22 protein-coding genes are annotated in these 19,327 nt (G+C 68.9%); 8 read left to right on the forward strand and 14 right to left on the reverse strand.

Features of this window, described 5'->3' with window-relative positions:
- Positions 1-34 precede the first annotated feature (34 nt).
- On the forward strand, positions 35-271 hold the full coding sequence (locus tag ACFOSH_RS05685) for a hypothetical protein (protein ID WP_378237607.1): 237 nt from the start codon (positions 35-37) through the stop codon (positions 269-271).
- On the opposite strand, the gene mgrA is transcribed toward ACFOSH_RS05685, so the two are convergent.
- Positions 237-1,271 (reverse strand): L-glyceraldehyde 3-phosphate reductase, encoded by a 1,035-nt coding sequence (gene mgrA / locus ACFOSH_RS05690; RefSeq protein ID WP_378237608.1) that lies wholly within the window; start codon positions 1,269-1,271, stop codon positions 237-239. The genes ACFOSH_RS05685 and mgrA overlap by 35 nt on opposite strands.
- 10 nt (positions 1,272-1,281) lie before the next feature.
- Positions 1,282-2,238 carry a helix-turn-helix transcriptional regulator gene (locus ACFOSH_RS05695; protein ID WP_378237609.1) on the reverse strand — a complete coding sequence of 319 codons (957 nt, stop codon included), beginning with the start codon at positions 2,236-2,238 and terminating at the stop codon, positions 1,282-1,284.
- 62 nt (positions 2,239-2,300) lie between these two features.
- On the opposite strand from ACFOSH_RS05695, the gene ACFOSH_RS05700 reads away from it, so the two are divergent.
- The 3 genes from ACFOSH_RS05700 to ACFOSH_RS05710 are packed head-to-tail and all read left to right on the forward strand — an operon-like array spanning position 2,301 to position 5,995.
- Positions 2,301-3,746: an MFS transporter gene (locus tag ACFOSH_RS05700; RefSeq protein ID WP_378237610.1), complete on the forward strand. Its 1,446-nt coding sequence runs from the start codon at positions 2,301-2,303 to the stop codon at positions 3,744-3,746.
- Between the two features lie 21 nt (positions 3,747-3,767).
- Complete coding sequence (locus ACFOSH_RS05705; protein ID WP_378237611.1) at positions 3,768-4,649, forward strand: AAA family ATPase; 882 nt, start codon at positions 3,768-3,770, stop codon at positions 4,647-4,649.
- Positions 4,646-5,995, forward strand: a complete 1,350-nt coding sequence (locus ACFOSH_RS05710; RefSeq protein ID WP_378237612.1) for a vWA domain-containing protein — start codon at positions 4,646-4,648, stop codon at positions 5,993-5,995. The genes ACFOSH_RS05705 and ACFOSH_RS05710 overlap by 4 nt, the downstream gene beginning before the upstream one ends.
- Before the next feature lie 7 nt (positions 5,996-6,002).
- Here ACFOSH_RS05710 and ACFOSH_RS05715 read toward each other — a convergent pair whose 3' ends face one another.
- Entirely contained in the window at positions 6,003-6,839 is an 837-nt protein-coding gene (locus ACFOSH_RS05715) for a lytic murein transglycosylase (RefSeq protein WP_378237613.1), read from the reverse strand.
- A gap of 69 nt (positions 6,840-6,908) precedes the next feature.
- Entirely contained in the window at positions 6,909-7,883 is a 975-nt protein-coding gene (add, locus tag ACFOSH_RS05720) for an adenosine deaminase (protein ID WP_378237614.1), read from the reverse strand.
- 152 nt (positions 7,884-8,035) lie between these two features.
- On the opposite strand from add, the gene ACFOSH_RS05725 reads away from it, so the two are divergent.
- Positions 8,036-8,254 carry an antitoxin gene (locus tag ACFOSH_RS05725; RefSeq protein ID WP_378237616.1) on the forward strand — a complete coding sequence of 73 codons (219 nt, stop codon included), beginning with the start codon at positions 8,036-8,038 and terminating at the stop codon, positions 8,252-8,254.
- Here the strand turns inward: ACFOSH_RS05725 and recQ are convergent.
- The 3 genes from recQ to ACFOSH_RS05740 are packed head-to-tail and all read right to left on the reverse strand — an operon-like array spanning position 8,251 to position 11,322.
- On the reverse strand, positions 8,251-10,083 hold the full coding sequence (recQ, locus tag ACFOSH_RS05730; RefSeq protein WP_378237617.1) for a DNA helicase RecQ: 1,833 nt from the start codon (positions 10,081-10,083) through the stop codon (positions 8,251-8,253). The two genes, ACFOSH_RS05725 and recQ, sit on opposite strands and share 4 nt — an antisense overlap.
- 48 nt (positions 10,084-10,131) lie before the next feature.
- Complete coding sequence (locus ACFOSH_RS05735; RefSeq protein WP_378237618.1) at positions 10,132-10,971, reverse strand: SMI1/KNR4 family protein; 840 nt, start codon at positions 10,969-10,971, stop codon at positions 10,132-10,134.
- A gap of 9 nt (positions 10,972-10,980) precedes the next feature.
- On the reverse strand, positions 10,981-11,322 hold the full coding sequence (locus ACFOSH_RS05740) for an ArsR/SmtB family transcription factor (protein WP_378237619.1): 342 nt from the start codon (positions 11,320-11,322) through the stop codon (positions 10,981-10,983).
- Between the two features lie 99 nt (positions 11,323-11,421).
- Here ACFOSH_RS05740 and ACFOSH_RS05745 point away from each other — a divergent pair, with 99 nt between their 5' ends.
- Both ACFOSH_RS05745 and ACFOSH_RS05750 read left to right on the forward strand, forming a co-directional pair.
- The gene (locus tag ACFOSH_RS05745) at positions 11,422-11,934 is read left to right on the forward strand and encodes a mycothiol transferase (RefSeq protein ID WP_378237620.1); all 513 of its coding nucleotides are present in this window, start codon (positions 11,422-11,424) and stop codon (positions 11,932-11,934) included.
- A gap of 57 nt (positions 11,935-11,991) precedes the next feature.
- Positions 11,992-12,549 (forward strand): hypothetical protein, encoded by a 558-nt coding sequence (locus ACFOSH_RS05750; RefSeq protein WP_378237621.1) that lies wholly within the window; start codon positions 11,992-11,994, stop codon positions 12,547-12,549.
- Here ACFOSH_RS05750 and ACFOSH_RS05755 read toward each other — a convergent pair.
- The 3 genes from ACFOSH_RS05755 to ACFOSH_RS05765 all read right to left on the reverse strand — a co-directional run bounded on the left by ACFOSH_RS05755 (position 12,546) and on the right by ACFOSH_RS05765 (position 14,628).
- Complete coding sequence (locus ACFOSH_RS05755; RefSeq protein ID WP_378237622.1) at positions 12,546-13,415, reverse strand: hypothetical protein; 870 nt, start codon at positions 13,413-13,415, stop codon at positions 12,546-12,548. The genes ACFOSH_RS05750 and ACFOSH_RS05755 overlap by 4 nt on opposite strands.
- Before the next feature lie 98 nt (positions 13,416-13,513).
- Complete coding sequence (locus ACFOSH_RS05760; RefSeq protein ID WP_378237623.1) at positions 13,514-13,711, reverse strand: hypothetical protein; 198 nt, start codon at positions 13,709-13,711, stop codon at positions 13,514-13,516.
- A 395-nt stretch (positions 13,712-14,106) separates the two neighbouring features.
- The gene (locus ACFOSH_RS05765) at positions 14,107-14,628 is read right to left on the reverse strand and encodes a hypothetical protein (protein ID WP_378237624.1); all 522 of its coding nucleotides are present in this window, start codon (positions 14,626-14,628) and stop codon (positions 14,107-14,109) included.
- Positions 14,629-14,926: 298 nt separating this feature from the next.
- Here ACFOSH_RS05765 and ACFOSH_RS05770 point away from each other — a divergent pair, with 298 nt between their 5' ends.
- Positions 14,927-15,877, forward strand: a complete 951-nt coding sequence (locus tag ACFOSH_RS05770) for a hypothetical protein (RefSeq protein WP_378237625.1) — start codon at positions 14,927-14,929, stop codon at positions 15,875-15,877.
- On the opposite strand, the gene ACFOSH_RS05775 is transcribed toward ACFOSH_RS05770, so the two are convergent.
- The 4 genes from ACFOSH_RS05775 to ACFOSH_RS05790 all read right to left on the reverse strand — a co-directional run bounded on the left by ACFOSH_RS05775 (position 15,867) and on the right by ACFOSH_RS05790 (position 18,503).
- On the reverse strand, positions 15,867-16,493 hold the full coding sequence (locus ACFOSH_RS05775) for a TetR/AcrR family transcriptional regulator (protein ID WP_378237626.1): 627 nt from the start codon (positions 16,491-16,493) through the stop codon (positions 15,867-15,869). The two genes, ACFOSH_RS05770 and ACFOSH_RS05775, sit on opposite strands and share 11 nt — an antisense overlap.
- A gap of 92 nt (positions 16,494-16,585) precedes the next feature.
- Entirely contained in the window at positions 16,586-16,894 is a 309-nt protein-coding gene (locus tag ACFOSH_RS05780) for a cupin domain-containing protein (RefSeq protein WP_378237627.1), read from the reverse strand.
- 37 nt (positions 16,895-16,931) lie between these two features.
- The gene (locus ACFOSH_RS05785; RefSeq protein ID WP_378237628.1) at positions 16,932-17,975 is read right to left on the reverse strand and encodes a polyprenyl synthetase family protein; all 1,044 of its coding nucleotides are present in this window, start codon (positions 17,973-17,975) and stop codon (positions 16,932-16,934) included.
- A gap of 84 nt (positions 17,976-18,059) precedes the next feature.
- A complete protein-coding gene (locus tag ACFOSH_RS05790; RefSeq protein ID WP_378237629.1) occupies positions 18,060-18,503 on the reverse strand; it encodes a single-stranded DNA-binding protein in 444 nt (147 codons plus the stop codon).
- Between the last annotated feature and the right edge of the window lie 824 nt (positions 18,504-19,327).

Genomic DNA, 19,327 nt, shown 5'->3' on the forward strand with positions numbered 1-19,327 from the left:
ACCTGTCCCCGAACGTGGCGGCCACACTGGGCGGATGGAGCGTGAAACCGAACCGAAGCCCGTCTGGACACCGGCGAGCGTGCTCGGCTGGGTGGCCGGCGCGATGCTCATCCTGGTCGTCGGCACCCTGATCGTGGGTGTCATCGTCGGGATGTTCCTCGGCAATTCCGTCCTGTCCTACCTGTTCGGTTTCCTGCTTTCGGCGATCTACGTCGGCTTCCTCGTGCTGCGCGCGATCAAACGCCGTCGGTCGACCGCTTCCACAGGTTGATGTCGGCTTCGGTGGCGTAGCGGTCGATCTCGGCCAGCTCTTCGTTGGTGAAGTGCAGGTTCTTCAGCGCGCCGACGTTGTCCTCCAGCTGGGCGACGCTGCTCGCGCCGATCAGCACCGACGTCATCCGCGGGTCGCGCAGGCCCCACGCGAGCGCGAGCTGCGCCAGCGTCTGGCCACGGCGCTGCGCGATCTCGTTCAGCGCCCGGATCTTGCCGACGGTGTTCTCGGTGATCGTGTCCGGGTTGAGTGACTTCCCTTGCGCCGCACGGGAATTGTCGGGAACGCCGTCGAGGTAGCGGCTGGTGAGCAGCCCCTGTGCCAACGGCGAGAAGGCGATGCAGCCCGCGCCTTCGGTTTCGAGCGTGTCGAGCAGCTTGTCGCCTTCGAGCCACCGGTTGAACATCGAGTACGACGGCTGGTGGATCAGCAGCGGCGTGCCCAGCTCCCGCAGGAGCCTCGCGGCCTCGGCGGTCTTCTCCGACGAGTACGACGAGATGCCGACGTACAGCGCGCGTCCGGAGCGGACGGCGGTGTCGAGCGCGCCGACGGTCTCTTCGAGCGGCGTCTCGGGGTCGAAGCGGTGCGAGTAGAAGATGTCGACGTAGTCCAGGCCCATCCGGCCGAGCGACTGGTCCAAAGAGGACAGCAGGTACTTGCGCGAGCCCCATTCGCCGTACGGGCCCGGCCACATGTCGTAGCCCGCCTTCGTCGAAACGACCAGCTCGTCGCGGTACGGCTTGAAGTCCGAGGCCAGCAGCCTGCCGAAGTTCTCCTCGGCCGAACCGTAGGGCGGGCCGTAGTTGTTGGCGAGGTCGAAATGGGTGATGCCCAGGTCGAACGCGCGCCGCGCGATGTCCCGCTGCGTGCCCAGCGGTTTGTCGTTCCCGAAGTTGTGCCACAGGCCCAGCGAGATCGCGGGCAGCTTCAGGCCGCTGCGCCCGGTGCGGCGGTAGGGGATGCTCTCGTATCGGCCCTCGGCCGCGACATAGGTGCTCACGGGCCCGATGCTAGCCGCCGGAGGCGCGGGAGAAGAGGGTGGCGAGGGCGCCGAGGTGATCTTTGAACGCGCAAGGGCTCTCGACCTCGAAAGGCGCCCCGATGGCGGCGAGGATCAGCACGGGCCAGTCGAAGGTGTCGACGTTCATCTTCAGCAGGCAGGACGTCTCGTCGATCGCTTCGAGCATGCCGCCGACGTACCGCACCGCCGCCTCGACCCGCGCTTTCGGCGCCTCGACGCGGACGACCAGCGTGTGCGTGGTCGGCCTGGCCTTGATCTGGGCCTCGACGAACTTGACCGCGTCCCCGCCGGGGATCTCGCGCGGCCGGTAGCGGGCGCCGGTGGTGCGCGGGTCGCTGAGTCTGTCGACGCGGAAGGTGCGCCAGTCCACCCTGTCGAGGTCCCACGCCACCAGGTACCAGCGCCGTCCGAGCGAGACGAGCCGGTGCGGCTCGACCAGCCGCGCGGACTCCTCGCCGTCACGGGCCGCGTAGCCGAACTTCAGCCGCTCGTCGTCCCGGCACGCCTGCGCGATCACCGTCAGGCCGGCGGCGCTGACCCGGGGACCGGTGACGGCGGCCGGTGTCGCGTACGCCTGGAGCGCGTCGACACGCCTGCGCAGCCGGGGCGGCATCACCTGGACGACCTTCGTCAGCGCCCGGACCGACGTCTCCTCGATGCCCTCCACCGAACCGCCCGCCGCCGTCCGCAGGCCGACCGCGATCGCCACGGCCTCCTCGTCGTCCAGCAGCAGCGGCGGCATGACCGTGCCCGACCTCAGCTGGTAGCCGCCCGCGACGCCGCGGCTCGCGTTGACCGGATAGCCCAGCTCGCGGAGCCGCTCGACGTCACGCCGCAGCGTCCGCTCACTCACCTCGAGCTTGTCGCTCAGTTCGATCCCGGTCCAGAAGCGGTGTGTCTGCAGAAGGGACAGCAGCCGCAGCATCCGCGCACTCGTATTCGCCATGAATCCAGGTTCGCTCCGATTCCGGTCAGAAAGTGGCCGGAATTGACTTTAGCGTTGTCCCCATGACGATGACACTGGACACCCCGAGCGGCGTGACCTCGGAAAACGCCCTCACGGAGAAGCAGTACCGCTGGCGCTGGCCCGCGCTGTTCGTGATCTTGACCGGCTCGGTGATGGAACTGCTCGACATGACGGTCACGAGCATCGCGGGGCCGGTCATGCGGGCCTCGCTCGGCGGCGGTACGGCGATGATCCAGTGGCTCGGCGTCGCCTACACCCTCGCGATGGTGTCCGGCCTGCTCACCGGCGGACGGCTCGGCGACATCTTCGGCCGCAAGCGCATGTTCCTGATCGGCGCGATCGGCTTCGTCGCCGGTTCGCTGCTCTGCGCGGTCTCGGTGAGCCCCGAGATGATCATCGCCGCGCGGGTGGTGCAGGGTCTGTTCGGTGCCGCGATGGTCCCGCAGGGCCTCGGCATGATGAAGGAGATGTTCGCGGGCAAGGAACTGCAGTCCGCGTTCGGCATGTTCGGGCCGGTGATGGGGCTCGCCGCGGTCGGCGGCCCGATCCTCGCGGGCTGGCTGGTGGACGCCGACCTCTTCGGCACCGGCTGGCGGATGATCTTTCTGATCAACCTCCCGATCGGCGCGCTTGCCGTGGCCGCCGCGCTGAAGTTCCTGCCCGAGTCGCGTCCCGGCGGTTCGCTCAAGCTCGACATCCCCGGCGCGCTGCTCGCCACCACCGGTGCGCTGCTGATCGTCTTCCCGCTCGTCCAGGGGCGTGAATACGGCTGGCCGCTGTGGATTTTCGCGATGATGGCCGCCGCGGTCGTGGTGTTCGGGGTGTTCGCCTGGTTCGAGAAGCGCAAGAGCCGTCGCGGCGGTGACCCGCTGATCGAGCCCGGCCTGTTCCGCAAGCGCAGCTTCCTCGCCGGGATGGCGACCGGCACGATCTACTTCGCGGCGTTCTCCGGCTTCGGCTTCGTGTTCGCGCTGTACTTGCAGCTCGGACTCGGTTTCTCACCGCTCAAGGCCGGACTGTCCGGGGTGCCGATGTCGCTGGGCATGATCGTCGGGATGGGCCTGGTGCAGGTGGTGCGCAAACACGGCCGCAAGGTGCTGCACATCGGCGCGCTGATCATGGCCGCCGGAGTGGTGGCTCTGCTGCTGATCCTCGGCCCGGAGACCGGCCCGTGGCAGCTCGCCCCGGCGTTGCTGGTGGTCGGGATCGGATCCGGGCTGATCATGGGGCCGTACTTCGAGATCGCGCTGTCCGGAGTGGAACCGTCGGAGGCCGGATCGGCGTCGGGTGCGCTGACCTCGCTCCAGCAGGTCGGCGGCGCGCTGGGGATGGCGCTGCTGGGCACGGTGTTCTTCGACGCCGGGACCACCGACCCGGCCGACGCCGCCCAGCGGACGTTCTGGGTGGTCGCTGTGATGGTGATGCTCACCTTCGCGGTCGGGTTCCTGCTGCCCAAGCGGATCCGCGACGTAGAGTCGGCCGGGTAGGCGATCGAGCTGGGAGGCCGCGTGGCTGGGACCGGGTACTTCACATCCGTCGAAGACGTGACGGCGAAGCTCGCCGACACCGGCTACCTGGCTTCGGCGGCCGTCGCCACCACGGTGTTCCTCGCGGACGCCCTCGGCAAGCCGTTGCTGATCGAGGGCCCCGCGGGGGTCGGCAAGACCGAGCTGGCGAAGGCTGTCGCGCAGGCGAGCGGCTCCCGGCTGGTGCGGTTGCAGTGCTACGAAGGCGTCGACGAGTCTCGCGCGCTGTACGAGTGGAACCACGCGAAGCAGCTTCTCCGGATTACAGCCGGCAAGGACGAGACGTGGGACGAAGCCCGCAACGACATCTTCGGTGAAGAGTTCCTGCTGGCCCGCCCGCTGCTGACGGCCATCAAGGGCGACGAGCCGACCGTCCTGCTCATCGACGAGACCGACAAGGCCGACGTCGAGATCGAGGGGCTCCTGCTGGAGGTGCTCGGCGACTTCCAGATCACCGTCCCGGAACTCGGCACGATCACCGCCGGGCGCAAGCCGTTCGTGGTCCTGACGTCGAACGCGACGCGGGAACTTTCCGAGGCGCTCAGGCGGCGTTGTCTCTTCCTGCACATCGATTTCCCCGACGCGGCGCTGGAACAGCGCATCGTGCGGCTCAAGGTCCCGGGTGTCGACGACGCGCTCGCGGCTTCGGTGGTCAAGGTGATCACCGCGCTGCGGGCGATGGAACTGCGGAAGGCGCCGTCGGTCGCCGAGACCATCGACTGGGCCCGGACCCTGCTGGCACTCGGCGCGGACAGCCTCGGCGAGGACGTCGTCCGCGCGAGCCTCGGCGTCATCCTCAAGCACCAGGACGACATCGTGAAAGCGGACGCGCGGCTGGAACTCGGCAAGGTCCTCGACTCGTGAGCGGCGTGCCGGGCAGGCTCGTCGAATTCGTGGAAGCGTTGCGGGAACACGGGATCCCGTGTGGCCCCAGCGAGACGGTCGACGCCGCCGCGGCCCTCGAAGTGCTGGGCCTGGCCTCCCGCGAGCAGATGCGGGAAGGGCTCGCGGCGGCGCTGGTCCGGCGCGGCGGCCAGCGCGCCGTGTTCGACGCGACGTTCGACATCTACTTCCCGCTCGGCGTCGGCGCGCCGACGCAGGACCCCGTCGACGACCTGGCCGCGTTACGCGATCGGCTCGCCACCGCGCTCGCCGCGAACGACCGGACGGACCTGACGCAGTTGGCCGGGCTCGCCGTCGACATGCTGGGGGAGTACGGCGGCACGGCGGGTGCCGGTGGCTGGTCGGCGCACCAGACGCTGGAACGGCTTCAGCCGCAGACGCTCGTGGTCCGCGTGCTCGAAGCGATCCGCGCGGGCGTGCCTGAGGACTTCACCGACAGACTGGAGCGCGACGACGTCCGGCGTCGCGTCGAAGGCTTCCGCGGCCTGGTGCGGACAGAAGCACGCCGCCGGGTGGCGGAAGTCCGTGGCAGGGAAAGGGTTTCGCGGCACGCCGTCCCGCCGGCCGCCGATCGCGTCGACTTCCTGCTCGCCAGCCGCGCGCAACTCGCCGAACTCCGACGGGTCGTGCAACCGTTGTCCCGCAAGCTCGCCACCCGGCTGGCCGCCCGCAGACGGCGGCACGCGCGCGGGCAGATCGACCTGCGCCGGACGTTGCGGCGTTCGCTGTCCACCGGCGGTGTCCCGATGCGGCCGTCGTACCGGAGGCACCGGCCGGGTAGGCCGGAAATCGTACTGCTGTGCGACATGTCGGGCTCGGTGGCCGGATTCGCGAACTTCACCATGCTGCTGGTGCAGGCCCTGCGCGATCAGTTCAGCAAGGTGCGGGTGTTCGCGTTCATCGACGCCTGCGACGAGATCACCCACCTCGTCGACACCGGCGCGGCGGACCCGGAGGACCTCGGCGCGCGCATCCTTGCCGACGCCGAGCTGACGCGCTGGGACGGGCACAGCGATTACGGGCACGCGCTCGGTGAATTCGTCGAGCGGTACTCGGACGCCGTCGGCCCCAAGACGTCCATGCTCATCCTCGGTGACGCCAGGACCAACGGTGGCGACCCGAACCTGGCCGCGGTGCGCGGGATCGCTTCCGCGGCAAGGCATACGTACTGGCTCAACCCCGAGCGGACGGCGCTGTGGTCCACCGGAGACTCCGAGGCGCACGCCTATGCGGAGGTCGTCGAGATGCACGAATGCCGGAACGTGTACCAGCTGACCCGGCTGGTGACCAGGCTTCTGCCCGCTTAGGCGGCGCTCAGCGCGGAGCCGGTTCCGGCTTCAGCGCCGCTTTCCCGTACGCGTCGGCGTTGCTGAACACTTCCTGCCCGTACTGGGTGGAGTTGTTGTAGGTCAGCACCGCGGTCCACCAGCCGGAGGGCTGGCCGAGGTCGCCACCCCTCGCGCACATGTACCGCGCCGTCGTCATCGCGGCGTCGTCGATGTTCTGCGGGTCCGGCGCGACGCCGTCACCGCTCGCGCGGACGCCGTACCGCTTCCAGGTGGCGGGCAGGAACTGCATCGGCCCGACCGCGCGGTCCCATTTCGCGTCACCGTCGAGGGCGCCCTTGTCGGTGTCGACGACCGCCATCACACCGGGGGAGCCGTCGAGCGGGATGCCGATGATCGGCGGCGTCACGATGCCGTCCTCACCGGCGCGCGAGCCGTCGTGGCGGGCGTGCTGTGACTCGGTCCGGCCGATCCCGGCGATGGTCGCCCAGGTGATTTCACAGCGCGGCGCTGTCTTCGCGGTCTTCTCGGCCGCGTTCACGTACGCCCGCAGCGCGCGCGAAGGGATGTCCGTGTTCTCCGACACCTTCGCGATCCAGGCGTCCTTCGCGGGCTCGGCGGGCAGCGGTCCGGCGTCGCCGGGGATCGTCGAACGCGGCGCGGGACTGAGCGCGGGCACGGTGAACACCGGTTTGACCGGTACCGGCTCGCGGTCGTTGAGGCTGACCACGACCCAGACGGCACCGGCCACCAAGGCGCCCACGACCAGGAGCGCGAGCATCACGCAGCCTCGGGGGCCGCGTTTCTTGGGCGGGGGCTGCCACTGGTCCATCAGGTCCAGTGCCGAAGGGGACGAAGCGGTCACCGGATCCACGGTACGTGACGGTTGTGGAGAACTTGTGTGGCCCACCGACCGGGTGAGCTGAACCACCCGTCAGGCGAGCCAGGCGTCGATCTCGGCGTGGATGGAGCGCTTCAGGTCGGCGGGCGCGTAGGAAGCGTCGACGGACGCCCGGGCGAGGTTGGCGAGCGCGAGGTCGTCGTAGGCGAACGCCTCCCGCGTGCGCAGGAACTCGTCGGTCACCGTCGTCCCGGTGATCGACGGGACGTCGGTGCTGAGGGTGACCACGAGCCCGGCGTCGACCAGCCGGGGGAGCGGGTGCTCTTCGAACGACGGCACGAGCCCGAGCGTCACGTTCGACGACGGGCAGACCTCCAGCGCGATGCCGCGTTCCCGCACCTCGGCGACCAGCGCGACGTCCTCCAGGATCCGGATGCCGTGCCCGATCCGTTCGCTGTGGCCGATCTCGAGCGCTTCGCGGATGCTGGGCGGGCCGGCGTCCTCCCCGGCGTGGTGGATCAGCCGCAGCCCCGCCTCCTCGGCCTCGTCGCAGATCCCGGCGAACGGCGCGAGCGGGTACTTCTCCTCCCCGGCGAGGCCGATCGCGAACACCCCGTCCCGGGTGTAGCGGCGGGCGAGGTCGAGGGTGAGCCGGGCGCGTTCGACCGGCCGGCGGCGCGAATGGTCCAGGATCACCCGCCAGTGAAGTCCGTGCTCGGCCGCGCCCGCGGAAAGTCCTTTGAGGACGGAGGCCAGCGGCATGTCCGGCTCGCCCAGCCGCTCACCGTGCGCCGCCGCCGTGAAGGTGACCTCGGCGTAGCGGACGCCGTCCGCGACCTGGTCTTCGCAGAACTCGCGCGCCACCCGTTCGAAGTCCTCGGGCTTGCGCAGACAGGAGCGCAACAGCCCGTTGTAGTCACCGAACGCCCGGAACCCGTCGAATACGGGTTGTTCGGCGGGTACGGCGATGCCGTTCGCCTCCCCGATGTCACGGAGCGTGTCCGGGCGGATGGTGCTTTCGAGGTGGACGTGCAGATGGGCCTTGGGAAGCAGCGAAAGATCCCGCATGAGCCCGAACTTAGCGGCCTCGGCCCCGCTCGCGCGCCCCGTTTTCCGACATCCGATATCCGAAATGAGTGATTTGGCGCGCTCCGGGGAACCCAGGGGCCACCACCGGTCGTTGAGCAGGCAACCAGACGACCCCGAGGAAAGGGACCATCGTGGCTCTACTGCGGAAGTTGACCGCCCTGGCCGGCACCGCCGGGGCCGTGCGCGCCTACGTGCGCAAGAACCCCGAGAAGGTCTCCAAGGCCGTGAACAAGGCCGCGACCTTCGTCGACCAAAAGACCAAGGGCAAGTACCACGGCAAGATCGACGGCGCGGTGCGCAAGGTCGACGGGATGACCGGTCGGCCGCCGCGCCGCCCTTACGAGTCCTAGGCGTCGGCCAGCGTCTCGAGGATCTGCTCGCCGTACTTCGCGAGCTTGTTCTCACCGACGCCGCTGACCGTACCCAGCTCCTGCAGCGTGGCGGGCCGTTTGGTGGCGATCTGGCGCAGGGTCGCGTCGTGGAAGATCACGTACGCGGGCACTCCCTGCTCCTTCGCCGCCGCGGCTCGCCACGAACGCAGCAGCTCGAACACCGGCGCCGCCTCGGCGGGCATGTCGGCGACAGCCGCCTTCTTCGCACTCGACCGGGCCGCGGCCTTGGCCGCCCGCTCCGGCTCACGCCGCAGCTGGACCTTCCGCTGCCCGCTGAGCACCTCCGAGCTGCCTTCGGTGAGCACGAGCGACCCGTAGTCGCCCTCGACCGCGGCGAGCCCCTGCGCCAGCAGCTGCCGGACCACGCCCCGCCACTCGGGCTCCTTCAGCTCCGTGCCGATCCCGAACACCTTCAGCGAATCGTGCCCGTGCTGGGTCACCTTCGGCGTCGTCTTGCCGAGCAGGATGTCGACGATCTGCCCGGCGCCGAACTTCTGCCGCCGCTCGTTCTGCAGCCGGACGATGGTGGACAGGATCTTCTGCGCCGGAACCGTGCCGTCCCAGGTCTCCGGCGGCGCCAGGCACGTGTCGCAGTTGCCGCACGGCTCGCTCTTCTGCCCGAAATAGCTCAGCACCTGCACCCGGCGGCATTCGACCGTCTCGCACAGCCCCAGCATCGCGTTGAGGTGGGCGCTCAGCTGCCGCTTGTGCGCCTCGGAGCCCTCCGACATGTCGATCATCTTGCGCTGCTGGACGACGTCCTGGAGGCCGTACGCCAGCCACGCCGTCGACGGCAGTCCGTCACGGCCGGCGCGCCCTGTCTCCTGGTAGTAGCCCTCGACGGACTTCGGCAGGTCCAGGTGGGCGACGAACCGTACGTCCGGTTTGTCGATGCCCATGCCGAAAGCGATCGTCGCGACGACTGTCAGCCCGTCTTCGCGCAGGAACCGCGACTGGTGTTTCGCGCGTGTCCGCGCGTCCAGCCCGGCGTGGTAGGGCACCGCCGGAATCCCGTTCTCCACCAGGAAGTCCGCGGTCTTCTCCACGGAGTTCCTCGACAGGCAGTAGACGATCCCCGCGTCGCCCTTGTGTTCGGTGCGCAGCAGTTCCAGCAGCTGGCGCTGGGGTGAGTTCTTGCCGACGATCCGGTACTGGATGTTCGGCCGGTCGAAGCTCGCGACGAAGTGCCGCGCGTCCTCGAGGTTGAGCCGGGACGCGATCTCGGCGTGCGTCGTCTTGGTGGCCGTCGCGGTGAGCGCGATCCTCGGCACGTCCGGCCAGCGTTCGTGCACCGCGGACAGCATCAGGTAGTCGGGCCGGAAATCGTGACCCCACTGGGAGACGCAGTGCGCCTCGTCGATCGCGAACAGCGAGATCTTGCCGCGGTCGAGCAGCCGGACGGTCGCCTCGACCGAAAGCCGTTCCGGCGCCAGGTACAGCAGGTCCAGCTCGCCGGCGAGGAACGCGGCCTCGACCCGGTTCCGCTCGGCGTAGTCCTGCGTCGAGTTGAGGAAACCCGCGCGCACGCCGACGTTGCGCAGCGCGTCGACCTGGTCCTGCATCAACGCGATCAGCGGTGAGATCACCACGCCGACCCCGGGCCGCACCAGCGCGGGGATCTGGTAGCACAGCGACTTGCCGCCGCCGGTGGGCATGAGGACGAGCGCGTCACCGCCTGCGATGACGTGTTCGACGATCGCGTGCTGATCGCCGCGGAAGTCGTCGTAGCCGAAAACGCGGTTCAGCGTTTCGAGGGCTTCCGAGGTACCGATGTCGGGGGCTGCCACCCGGACGATTCTAGGGGCGGGGTCCGACAGTCGACGCGCCCGCGCACCTCAGCGCGGGAAGTCCCAGTCCAGCGCCCGGTTTCCGGTGACGACCGGCCGGTAGCCGCCGATGATCGTCCCGCCGGTCTCGAGCGCTGTCGCGGTCTGCTCCAGCAGTTCGGTCAGGGTGGCGGGCCAGCTGTCGAAGCTCACCGAGCCCTCGTGGTCCCATTCGCCGAGCCGCCCGGTCCCGGTGCGCTGGTCGAGGAACAGCCCGTCGCCACCGCCGTTGACGGCGATCGGCACGAACCGCCCGTGCCACCAGGAACCGACGCTGTCGTCTACTCCGCTCGAGGTCAGCACGTCGCACATGACCTTCGCCTGGCTTTCCATGCCTTCCGCGGAGGCCGGATGGTGGAACGGGGGGAGGGCGAAGCTGTCGCCGATGCCCGAGACACCGTCGTGCCGCAGCAGGGAGGCGACGAGTTCGGCGGGGAAGGCGACGCCGCTCTGTCGTTGGGCCTGGGCGATTCGCTCGATCGTCGCGGGCGGTCGGAGCGTCGCGGCCGTCGTCGGGGCTTTGGCCTTGAGCCAGCGTTCGACGCGGTCCCAGGCGGCGTTCACCCGGCGGGTGGTGGCCGCGGGGACCGGGTCGAGCGTGGCGGGCCCCTGGCCGACGCGGCAGCCGCTGTCGACGGTCAACGTCGGCCGTGTCGTGGGCGCGGGCGCGGCGGTGGAGTAATACGGCGTCTGTGGCGTCGTCAGCATCATCAGCGGGCCCTGCTCGGCCGAGAGCCACCGCGTACCGTCGTGTTTCCCGCTCCGCGTCGTGACCGCGAAAACGAGGCCCAGCACGATGACGACACTCGCGACGGCGATCACCAAGGCGCGCCCCCACTGCTTGCGCATGGGCGGAGCCTAGTCCTCGGCGGCCTTCCGCCGTTCGCGGCGGCCGCGCGCGATCTCGGTGGCGAGCGCGTCGAGCGGCCCGGTCCAGAACCGCCGGTACTGCTCCAGCCAGCCGTCGATCTCCTTGAGAGGACCCGGATCCACCGAGTACAGCCGGCGCGTGCCCTCGGCGCGGACGGTGGTGAAGCCGTTTTCGCGCAGGACGCGCAGATGCTGGGAGACCGCGGGCTGCGAGATCCCGAATTCGGCGCGCACCACCGCGGTCACGTCACCGGAACTCAGTTCCCCGCCCGTCAGCAGTTCCAGGATCCGGCGGCGCACCGGATCCCCCAGGACGTCGAACGCGTGCATCCGGCAACTATCACGGCCTGGGCTTATATAAGTCAAGGTTGCAAGGCAGGGGTCACCTCGTGGTGGCATCGTGGGCGGGAGACGCCGGAAGGGGAATCGATGAAACTGGCCGAGGTGATGGCCGACGGCTTCGGCCGCGTCCAGGAGGTCGTGCACGCGGCCGTCGAGGGCTTGAGCGCCGAGCAGCTGGCCGCGAGCCCGGCGCCGGGCGCGAACACGATCGCCTGGCTGGTCTGGCATCTGACCCGGGTCCAGGACGATCACGTCGCCGACCTCATGGGCACCGAGCAGCTCTGGACGTCGCAGGGCTGGCTGGACCGGTTCGCCCTGCCGCTCCCGGCGGCCGACATCGGGTACGGGCATCGCCCCGAGGACGTCGACGCGGTCCGGGTCGGCTCCGCCGAGCTGCTGACCGGGTACTACGACGCGGTGCACGAGGCGACGGCGGGTTGGGTCGCCGGACTCGGCGAGGCCGACCTCGACCGTATCGTCGACGACGCGTGGGACCCACCCGTCACCCTCGGGGTTCGCCTGGTCAGCGTGCTGTCCGACGACCTCCAGCACGCCGGGCAGGCAGCGTATCTCCGGGGACTCGTACTCCGCGCTACGTAGGCCAGGTGCCGCTCCACGACGGACGACGGGAGCCCCGTCCGCCGAAACACTGGGCGCATGAGTACCTCCACGGCGCGGCGACCGCCGATGACGCTCACCCCGCGCTGGCGGAAGCTCGTCCTCGTCGTCCATGTCGTCTCGTCACTCGGCTGGCTCGGGATCACCATGGTGAACACGGTCCTGACCTTCACCTCGGTGTTCACCGACGACGCCCGGCGCCAGCACGCGGCCATCCTGATGATGGGACAGATCGGCGGCTACCTCCTGCTGCCGGTGAGCCTGACCGCCCTGATCAGCGGGATCGTGCTCAGCCTCGGCACGAAATGGGGACTGATCCGGTACAAGTGGGTCGCGGTCAAACTGCTGCTGACCCTGATCGCCGCCGGGCTGACGTTGTTCTCCCTGCTGCCGGGGCTTCGGGAGCTGGCGGCGGCGGCCGAGTCCACCATGGACGGTGTGCTCGTGCCGGCGGGCCGCCGCGTGGACGGGTTCTACCCGATCATCGTGTCCACGACGATGTACCTGACGATGACCGTGCTGTCGGTGTACAAGCCGGGCGGGAAGACGGCTTACGGACGCCGGGTGGCAGCCACGCGGGTTCGCCAGCCTGTCTAGAACTGTTCGAGGGCCTCGTCGATCCGCCCGGCCTCGGTGCGCAGGTCGGTCAAGGTGCTCTGGGCGGCGGCGGTCTCGCCGTTCGCCGCCTCCTCCTCGAGTTCGGCGTCGGCGAGCCGACGCCGGAGGTCGTTCGCCTTTTCCGTGGCCTTCTCGGTCCGGCGTTCGGCTCGGGCGAGTTCGATTTCCGCCTGCCTGCAGGCCTTCGCGAGATCGGCCGCTTCGCGCCGGAGCCGGTTGAACTCCGCCACCCGTTTCTGTTCGCGTTCGGCCTCCTCCCGGGCTTTGTCGATCCGCTCCTGCTCGGCCTTCTCGGCGGCCTCCCGTTTCGCCTTCCGCCGATCGTCCAAATGCGACACGGTGGCGGGCTTTTCCCGGTCCGGCACGGGTTCCCGATTCGGTGGCGGAATGAAACCGCTGGTCAGCCACTGGTCGCCGGCGCTGCCGGTGCCACTGCTCAGCCGGCCGGCCAGCGCGAGGGCCGCCACCTCGGGATCGGCCACGACGGCTTCGAGCGTCGCTTCGACTTCGCGAGTGACAGGATCGCTCATCGAGCGCTCGTCCTGCAGGATCCGGTTCACCAGTTCCTGACGCCGCCGGGTGAGCTTGCGCAGTTCCGCGCCTGCCAGCGCCGAATGCGCCTTTCGCAGATCGTCACCCAGCCGGGCCAGTTCCGCCAGCTCGGGAGACCCCGCCCGGCGATTGAGGATCGCGGCCGCCAGCGTGGGTTTCCTGAGCGCGCGGATGCGTTCGGCCAACGCGGGCTCGCCCGCCGCTTTGGCCTCTTTCGCCCGCTGGTTGCGCACCGGAACGAACTCGGCCGGATCGCCGGCGTAGAGCGCGTCCGCGACCTCGTCGAAGTCCATCGTCCTCCGCAGGATTCGGTAGCCTGAGCAGGTGGCCGTGCTGCCGTTTCGCCCCGGCGGCACGCGTCTTACGATGATCCCACGAGAATCCAGAGCTTTCACCTTTTCGGGGTTATTCGGTCACCCTCCACTTGCGCCTCGACGATCCGCTCCACTTTGTGGACGTCCGGCATCGAATCGGCGACGCCGCCGGACGACTGTGACGCGCTCATGGCGGCGGTGGCCCATTCGAGATCGGCGCTGTCGGGCTTTCGTCCCTTCGTCAGTATCCGGTGGATCAAGGCCGCGCTGAACACTTCGCGGGCACCCGGGGTGTCCCGCAGCCGGGCCGGGAACCGGGCGCAAATCCTTCGCCAGCTCTTCGGTGCTCAGCTCTCCCTTGACGCCCGGCATGAGCTTCTGCAGCTCCCGGCGAGTACCGATCAAGAAGTCGATGTCCTTGAAATGAGCGTAAAGCGCTTTCGGATCCTTGACCGGAGGTGCCGGTCTGACGACGACGAGAGGCTCGTTCTCCAGTTCGCCCACCGTGCGCAACGCGGCACGGGTCGTATCGAGCGGTTGTTCGAAAGTGATCACGACCGCGTCCGACGATTCGAGCGCGCTCCGCGGTCTCGCGGTGTGAAATCGGTGGGGGCCAGGCGGACCAGCCTCTGGTTCATCCACGAGAGGTACCTGCCTCGTCCGGACGGGGTCATGAACACCGCGACGACCGGCCCGCCTCCGCCGGGCTCGGTTCCGGCCACGATTCGCGGACGCACAGTTCGGCGAGCTTCTCGATGGCGTCGGCCTCCTGCGTCGTGCGCAGGCCACGGACCGTCATCGAGGTGTCCGGAGGTGGCACCCCGAGCCAATCGTGGATCCCGCTCCACAGATCCACCAGACGCTCGCGGCGTTCCCCGACGTCGGCGGCGTAGAGCGAGGCGATCTCCCGGCGGCCGGGCAGCCGTTTCGCGAGCAGGCCGAGGGAAAGCGCGGCGTCGACGATCGCGAGCTCGGTCAGGGGAAGCTGGCCGGCGAGCCGCCGGATGACCTTGTCCGCCGCCTCCGGCTCCAGGCCGTCCGCGGACGTGGCCTGTTTGACGACGGGCAGATCGAAGAGCGCCCGCACCCCGACGTCGGTCGAACGCGGCCTGGCCGCGCTCGGGCCGGTTCGTGTCCTCAGGCGGGTCAACGCCGTCCGGACCGCGTCGGCGCTGGGAATCGGGCCACTCATGGAATGACGGCTCCGTTTCGGATCAAGGCCGCCGACGGTTCCTCTCGAGGCATCACCGACCGGCGCCGGTACGGCGATGGCGGAGTTCGGCGGCAGATGCCGAGAGGCGAAGATCCGTTCCAGGCCACCGGGTGCACCTAGCCTATCGGCTCCCTCGGAAACACCCGCCGGACCGGTGAATCCGGGATACCCGGGGCCGGTCGGACCAAGGACAGATCGGCACTTTGGAGGTGGCGCGCTCCCGATGGCGGAACAACGATGAGCGACAGGGGGAAGCCACCTGCCGCTGGAGGAACGAATGTCCGTCACCGAACGCGTTCCCGTTACCCCGCAAGCGAATTTCCTCGGTTCCGGACCGTATCCGGAACACCGGTGGCGGGTGGTGCTCTGGTCCGTCCTCGCCGGTTTCGCCCTGACGGCGCTCTGGTCCGCGCCGTTTGTGGACAGTGTGATCGGGGACAGCGTGGCCAACACCCTCCTCGGGCACAACGCCAAGGAGACCCCGATCGGCGGAGTCCTCGCCGGGACACTCTTCGCCTTCGTGTCGGGACTCGCCGGAACGTTCACCGCGTGCAACATCGCCGCCTTCGGTGCCGTTGCCCCGCTTGTCGGCGGAGAGACCGCCGGACGGCCGAAGTTCGTCAACACCCTGAAGCCGCTGGGCTGGATCGCGGCGGGGATGCTGACGGTCTCGGTGGTGTACGGCGTCATCGTCGCGCTCGTCGGCACGCGGATGCCGCAGTTCTCGACCGCTTCGTCGCCGAGCGAGCTGACGCCGCGAAACATCCAGTCGATGATCGTCTACGGTGTGATCGGGATCGTGTTCATCGTGCTGGGCCTGGCTTCCGTCGGTATCGTCCGCAACCCGATCGCCGGTCTCACCCGCCGGTTCCCGTCCGCGCCGCTCGTCCTGATGGGCGCGCTCATCGGCGGGTTCCTGATCGGCAGGCCGTTCCCGCTGTTCCGGATGATGTTCCGCAGCGCGGCCGAAAGCCACAACGTCTTCTACGGCGCCGCCGCGTTCGCCCTCCAATCCGTCGGCAACATCGTGGTGATGGCGTTGTTGTTCCTGCTGCTCACGCATGGCACGGGCGGGCGGCCGCAGCGATGGATGCTCGCGAAACCCACCAGGATCGCCGTGGTGACCGGGTCCGCGTTGCTGGTCGCCGGCACGTTCACGCTGTTGTACTGGGATCTGCGCGTGCTCGGCCGGACCGGCGTCATCTGGTACCCGACCGTCAAGTGGTGAAAAGTCGCGCCAGTACTTGCCCGACCGAATCCTGAAGGCATCTCGCCGCGTCTTCCCGGCCGGCGAGGTGTTTCAGCAAGCCTTGCTGGAACAGGCCGTCGAAGAGCGCATACGTCGTCGACGGCGCGAGATCCAGCGGCTTGCCCAGCAGTTCCGCGTACCGGGCGACGACCCGCCAGATCATCAGTTCGAGTGTCTCGTCGATGGCGAGCACGTCGGTCTGGAACATCTTCTCGAACAGGCTCTGGTTGCGCAGGTCGTACCAGAGCCGATGCAGCCGGGCGTTCTCGCACAGCGTGCCCGCTGTCGCGGCGCCGAAGGCCAGCTTCAGTTCCTCCGCTGTTTCCGAGGTCTCGACTATCCGGTCGTACCGGGTGACGCATTCGGCCTTGTACTGCTTGACGCAGTAGGTGATCAGCTCGGCCTTGTTCCGGAAGTAGTAGTGCAGTACCCCGTGGGAGAACTCGGAGTTCTGCGCGATCTCCCGCAGGCTCGTGCGGGCGTAGCCCAGTTCGGACAACGTGACGAGCGCCGACATCGCCAGCTGCGCACGTCGCTGATCGAATCTGTCCACCCGGCGGGTTTCGTCACCGCTGCGGTCCGCCACGTCGGTCACAGTTCCCGGTTCCCGTCGCCTCGGGTGCCCGCCGACCACGGGCACAATCGTCGGATTCTAGCCGGGAAGGGGTTTCTTGCGGCCGACAGAATTTATTCGAGCCACTCGGTGATGAACCGGTCGCTCTCGTGGATGTGGACGGCTTCGTAGGTTTCCGGTCCGATCACGGCGAACTTGTGCGGGGTTTCCGCGGGCACCACCAGGACCTCACCCGCCCCGCCTTCGCGTTCGGCATCCCCGATGGTGAACCTGGCCCGGCCGCGGATGATGACGAACGTCTCGCGGTACGGGTGCTGGTGCAGCCTCGGTCCGGAACCGTCGACGTCGGTCCGCTCGCGGATGATCGAGACTCCGGAGCCGATGTCACGGCCTTCGACGTTCTCTAGGGTTTCGGTGGCCATTCCGCCACCCTAACCCCGGCCGCACGTACCGCGGGGCCTATTCGCCGCGGTCGACCACGAACGCCGAAAGCCCGACGAGCAGCGCCCCGGCGGGGCACTCCGGGAGGCTGAGCGCGAGGTCCCTGGCCTTGGCGGCGAATCCGTGGGCTTCGGCGAGGGCGCGATCGACACCGGCGGACTCGCGCAGAAGCCCGAGCGCCTCGTCGCGGAGCGCCGGATCGGGAACCGGCCCGTGGCCGATGATCTCGCCCAAGCGGGCGGCACCGGGCCCTTCGTCGTCGAGCGCGTGAAGCATCGGCAAGGTGACGATCCCTTCGCGGAGATCCGTGCCCGCCGACTTGCCGAGGTCGGTCGTGGACGCTGCGATGTCGAGGACGTCGTCAGAGATCTGGAACGCGACACCGAGCAGTTCGCCGTACTGGCCCAACGTTTCGATCGTCCGCTCATCCGCGCCCGACACCTGGGCACCGAGCCGTCCCGCCATCGCGATCAGCGACGCGGACTTGTCGGCCATCACCTGGATGTGATGCTCGTAGGGCGCGTGCCGTCCACAGTCCTCGAACGGCCCTGTCGTCTCGAGGAACTGACCGCGGACGAGCCTGCCGAACGTCTTCGCCTGCGAGCGCAACGCGTAGTCGCCGAGCCCGGCGCCGACCCGCGCCGCGCGGGCGAGCACGTAGTCGCCGATCAGGACGGCCTTCTTGTTGCCCCACAAGGAATTCGCACTCGCCACGCCATGTCGCATCGGCGCCTCGTCCATGACGTCGTCGTGGTAGAGCGTCGCCACGTGGACGAGTTCGACGAGCACGGCCGCCGAGATCGCGTCGTCCCGCTCCGCCCGTTGATGGCGCTCGCCGAACGCCGCTCCGGCCAGCGCCATCAACGGCCGGAGCCGTTTCCCGCCCGCGCGGACGAGATGGGTGGCGGCTTCGGTGAGCTCCGGATAACCGGGACTGCGCAACACCTCCTGAAGTCTGTCTTCGACCCGGGACAGCCCGGTGCGGAGTCCGACGGCGAACTCCGCGTGCCGCTCGTCGGCCGGGTCCAGGCCGAGTTCGGTGACGATCGTGGTCGTGTTCACGACTTCCAGCATCCGAGCCGGAGGCGCGCGACGGCATGGCGCGGGCGGGGGAGATCGCTCCCTCCCGAGAGGGAATCCGCCGGGTCAGAAGGGCGGCTCCGGACTGCCGGCGGTCACCGGCGGTCGCTCCCACGCGCCGTCCGACGGGGTGCCACCCGAACTCCGGCCCGCCTTGTTCACCTTCGCCGTGGCGTAGCGCAGCGACGGGCCGATCTCGTCGACGTCGAGTTCCACCACCGTCCGTTTCTCACCTTCCTTGGTCTCGAACGAGCGCTGTTTCAGCCTCCCCTGCACGATCACCCTGGTGCCGCGGGTGAGTGATTCGGCCAGGTTCTCCGCGGCCTGCTTCCACAGTGAGCAGCGCAGGAACAGCGGCTCGCCGTCGCGCCATTCCCCGCTCTCGCGGTCCAGCACGCGCGGCGTCGACGCGACCGTGAAGTTCGCGACCGCCGCTCCCGACGGGGTGAACCTCAGCTCCGGGTCGGTCGTCAGGTTGCCGATCACCGTGAGCACCGTTTCTCCGGCCATGGGACTTCCTCCTCAGTTTCGGCGCGGGCCCCGGACGGGGCCCGCTGTCGCCTGGGAAAAGGAGACCACCGGGGTACGACAGTTTCCGGTGTCCCGTGGCCTCCGGAGGTCATGAAAGGGCCGTTCAGGGCGAAAAGTGGCGGGAGGTTCCCTGTCACGACATCCCGGCTTGTTTGAGGAGTGAGGCAAAGGTGGCGTGCCGGAGTCGTCAGGGAGCACGTGGTCGTTCCTGACCATCCTTAAGGGACCCTTGCTGTGATGACAGTGTCCGTTTGCGCGGCTTCGTGAAGGGGGCGCGAGTGGTGAGTCGGGTTAGGGCCGGCGAGTCTTAGGTGCCGACTGGATTCTGGCTGCGGTTGGCGATCGCCACGCTCGCCCCACGTGTACCAGCCGTCACAGCGACTCCGCGTGAAGGACCCCTTCCCTCGGCTCAGCCGAGGAAACTCGACCTTCACACCTTCCCCAGTACATGAAGCGCGGCGGTACAAGGCCTCGTGAGTGGCAAGGGCGGTTCTATTGAGGAGTAAGGCAACCGTGTCATGTCGTTGAGCTGTGCGCCCAATGTGGCATTGGGGACGTTGAGCGTCCCCAACGGCACATTGGAGGCTTTCCGGGTCGGTGGGCTCGGTGTCGTGAAGGGCCCCTTGAGGACAGTGACGTAGCGCGGGCCTGGGGCACCGGAATCCATCGGAAGGTGAGGTGAAGGAGACTTTCACCGCGTGTGGAGGCTGTTGCGTTTTCGGATTGGGGTTCGTTGGTGTTGGTGGGGCGGGGCCGGAGGCCCTGCCCCATCACACTGTCTGGGGCTGGGTGGTGGTGAAGAG

It is taken from the genome of Amycolatopsis speibonae (assembly GCF_042647925.1).
Classification (GTDB): Bacteria; Actinomycetota; Actinomycetes; order Mycobacteriales; family Pseudonocardiaceae; genus Amycolatopsis; species Amycolatopsis speibonae.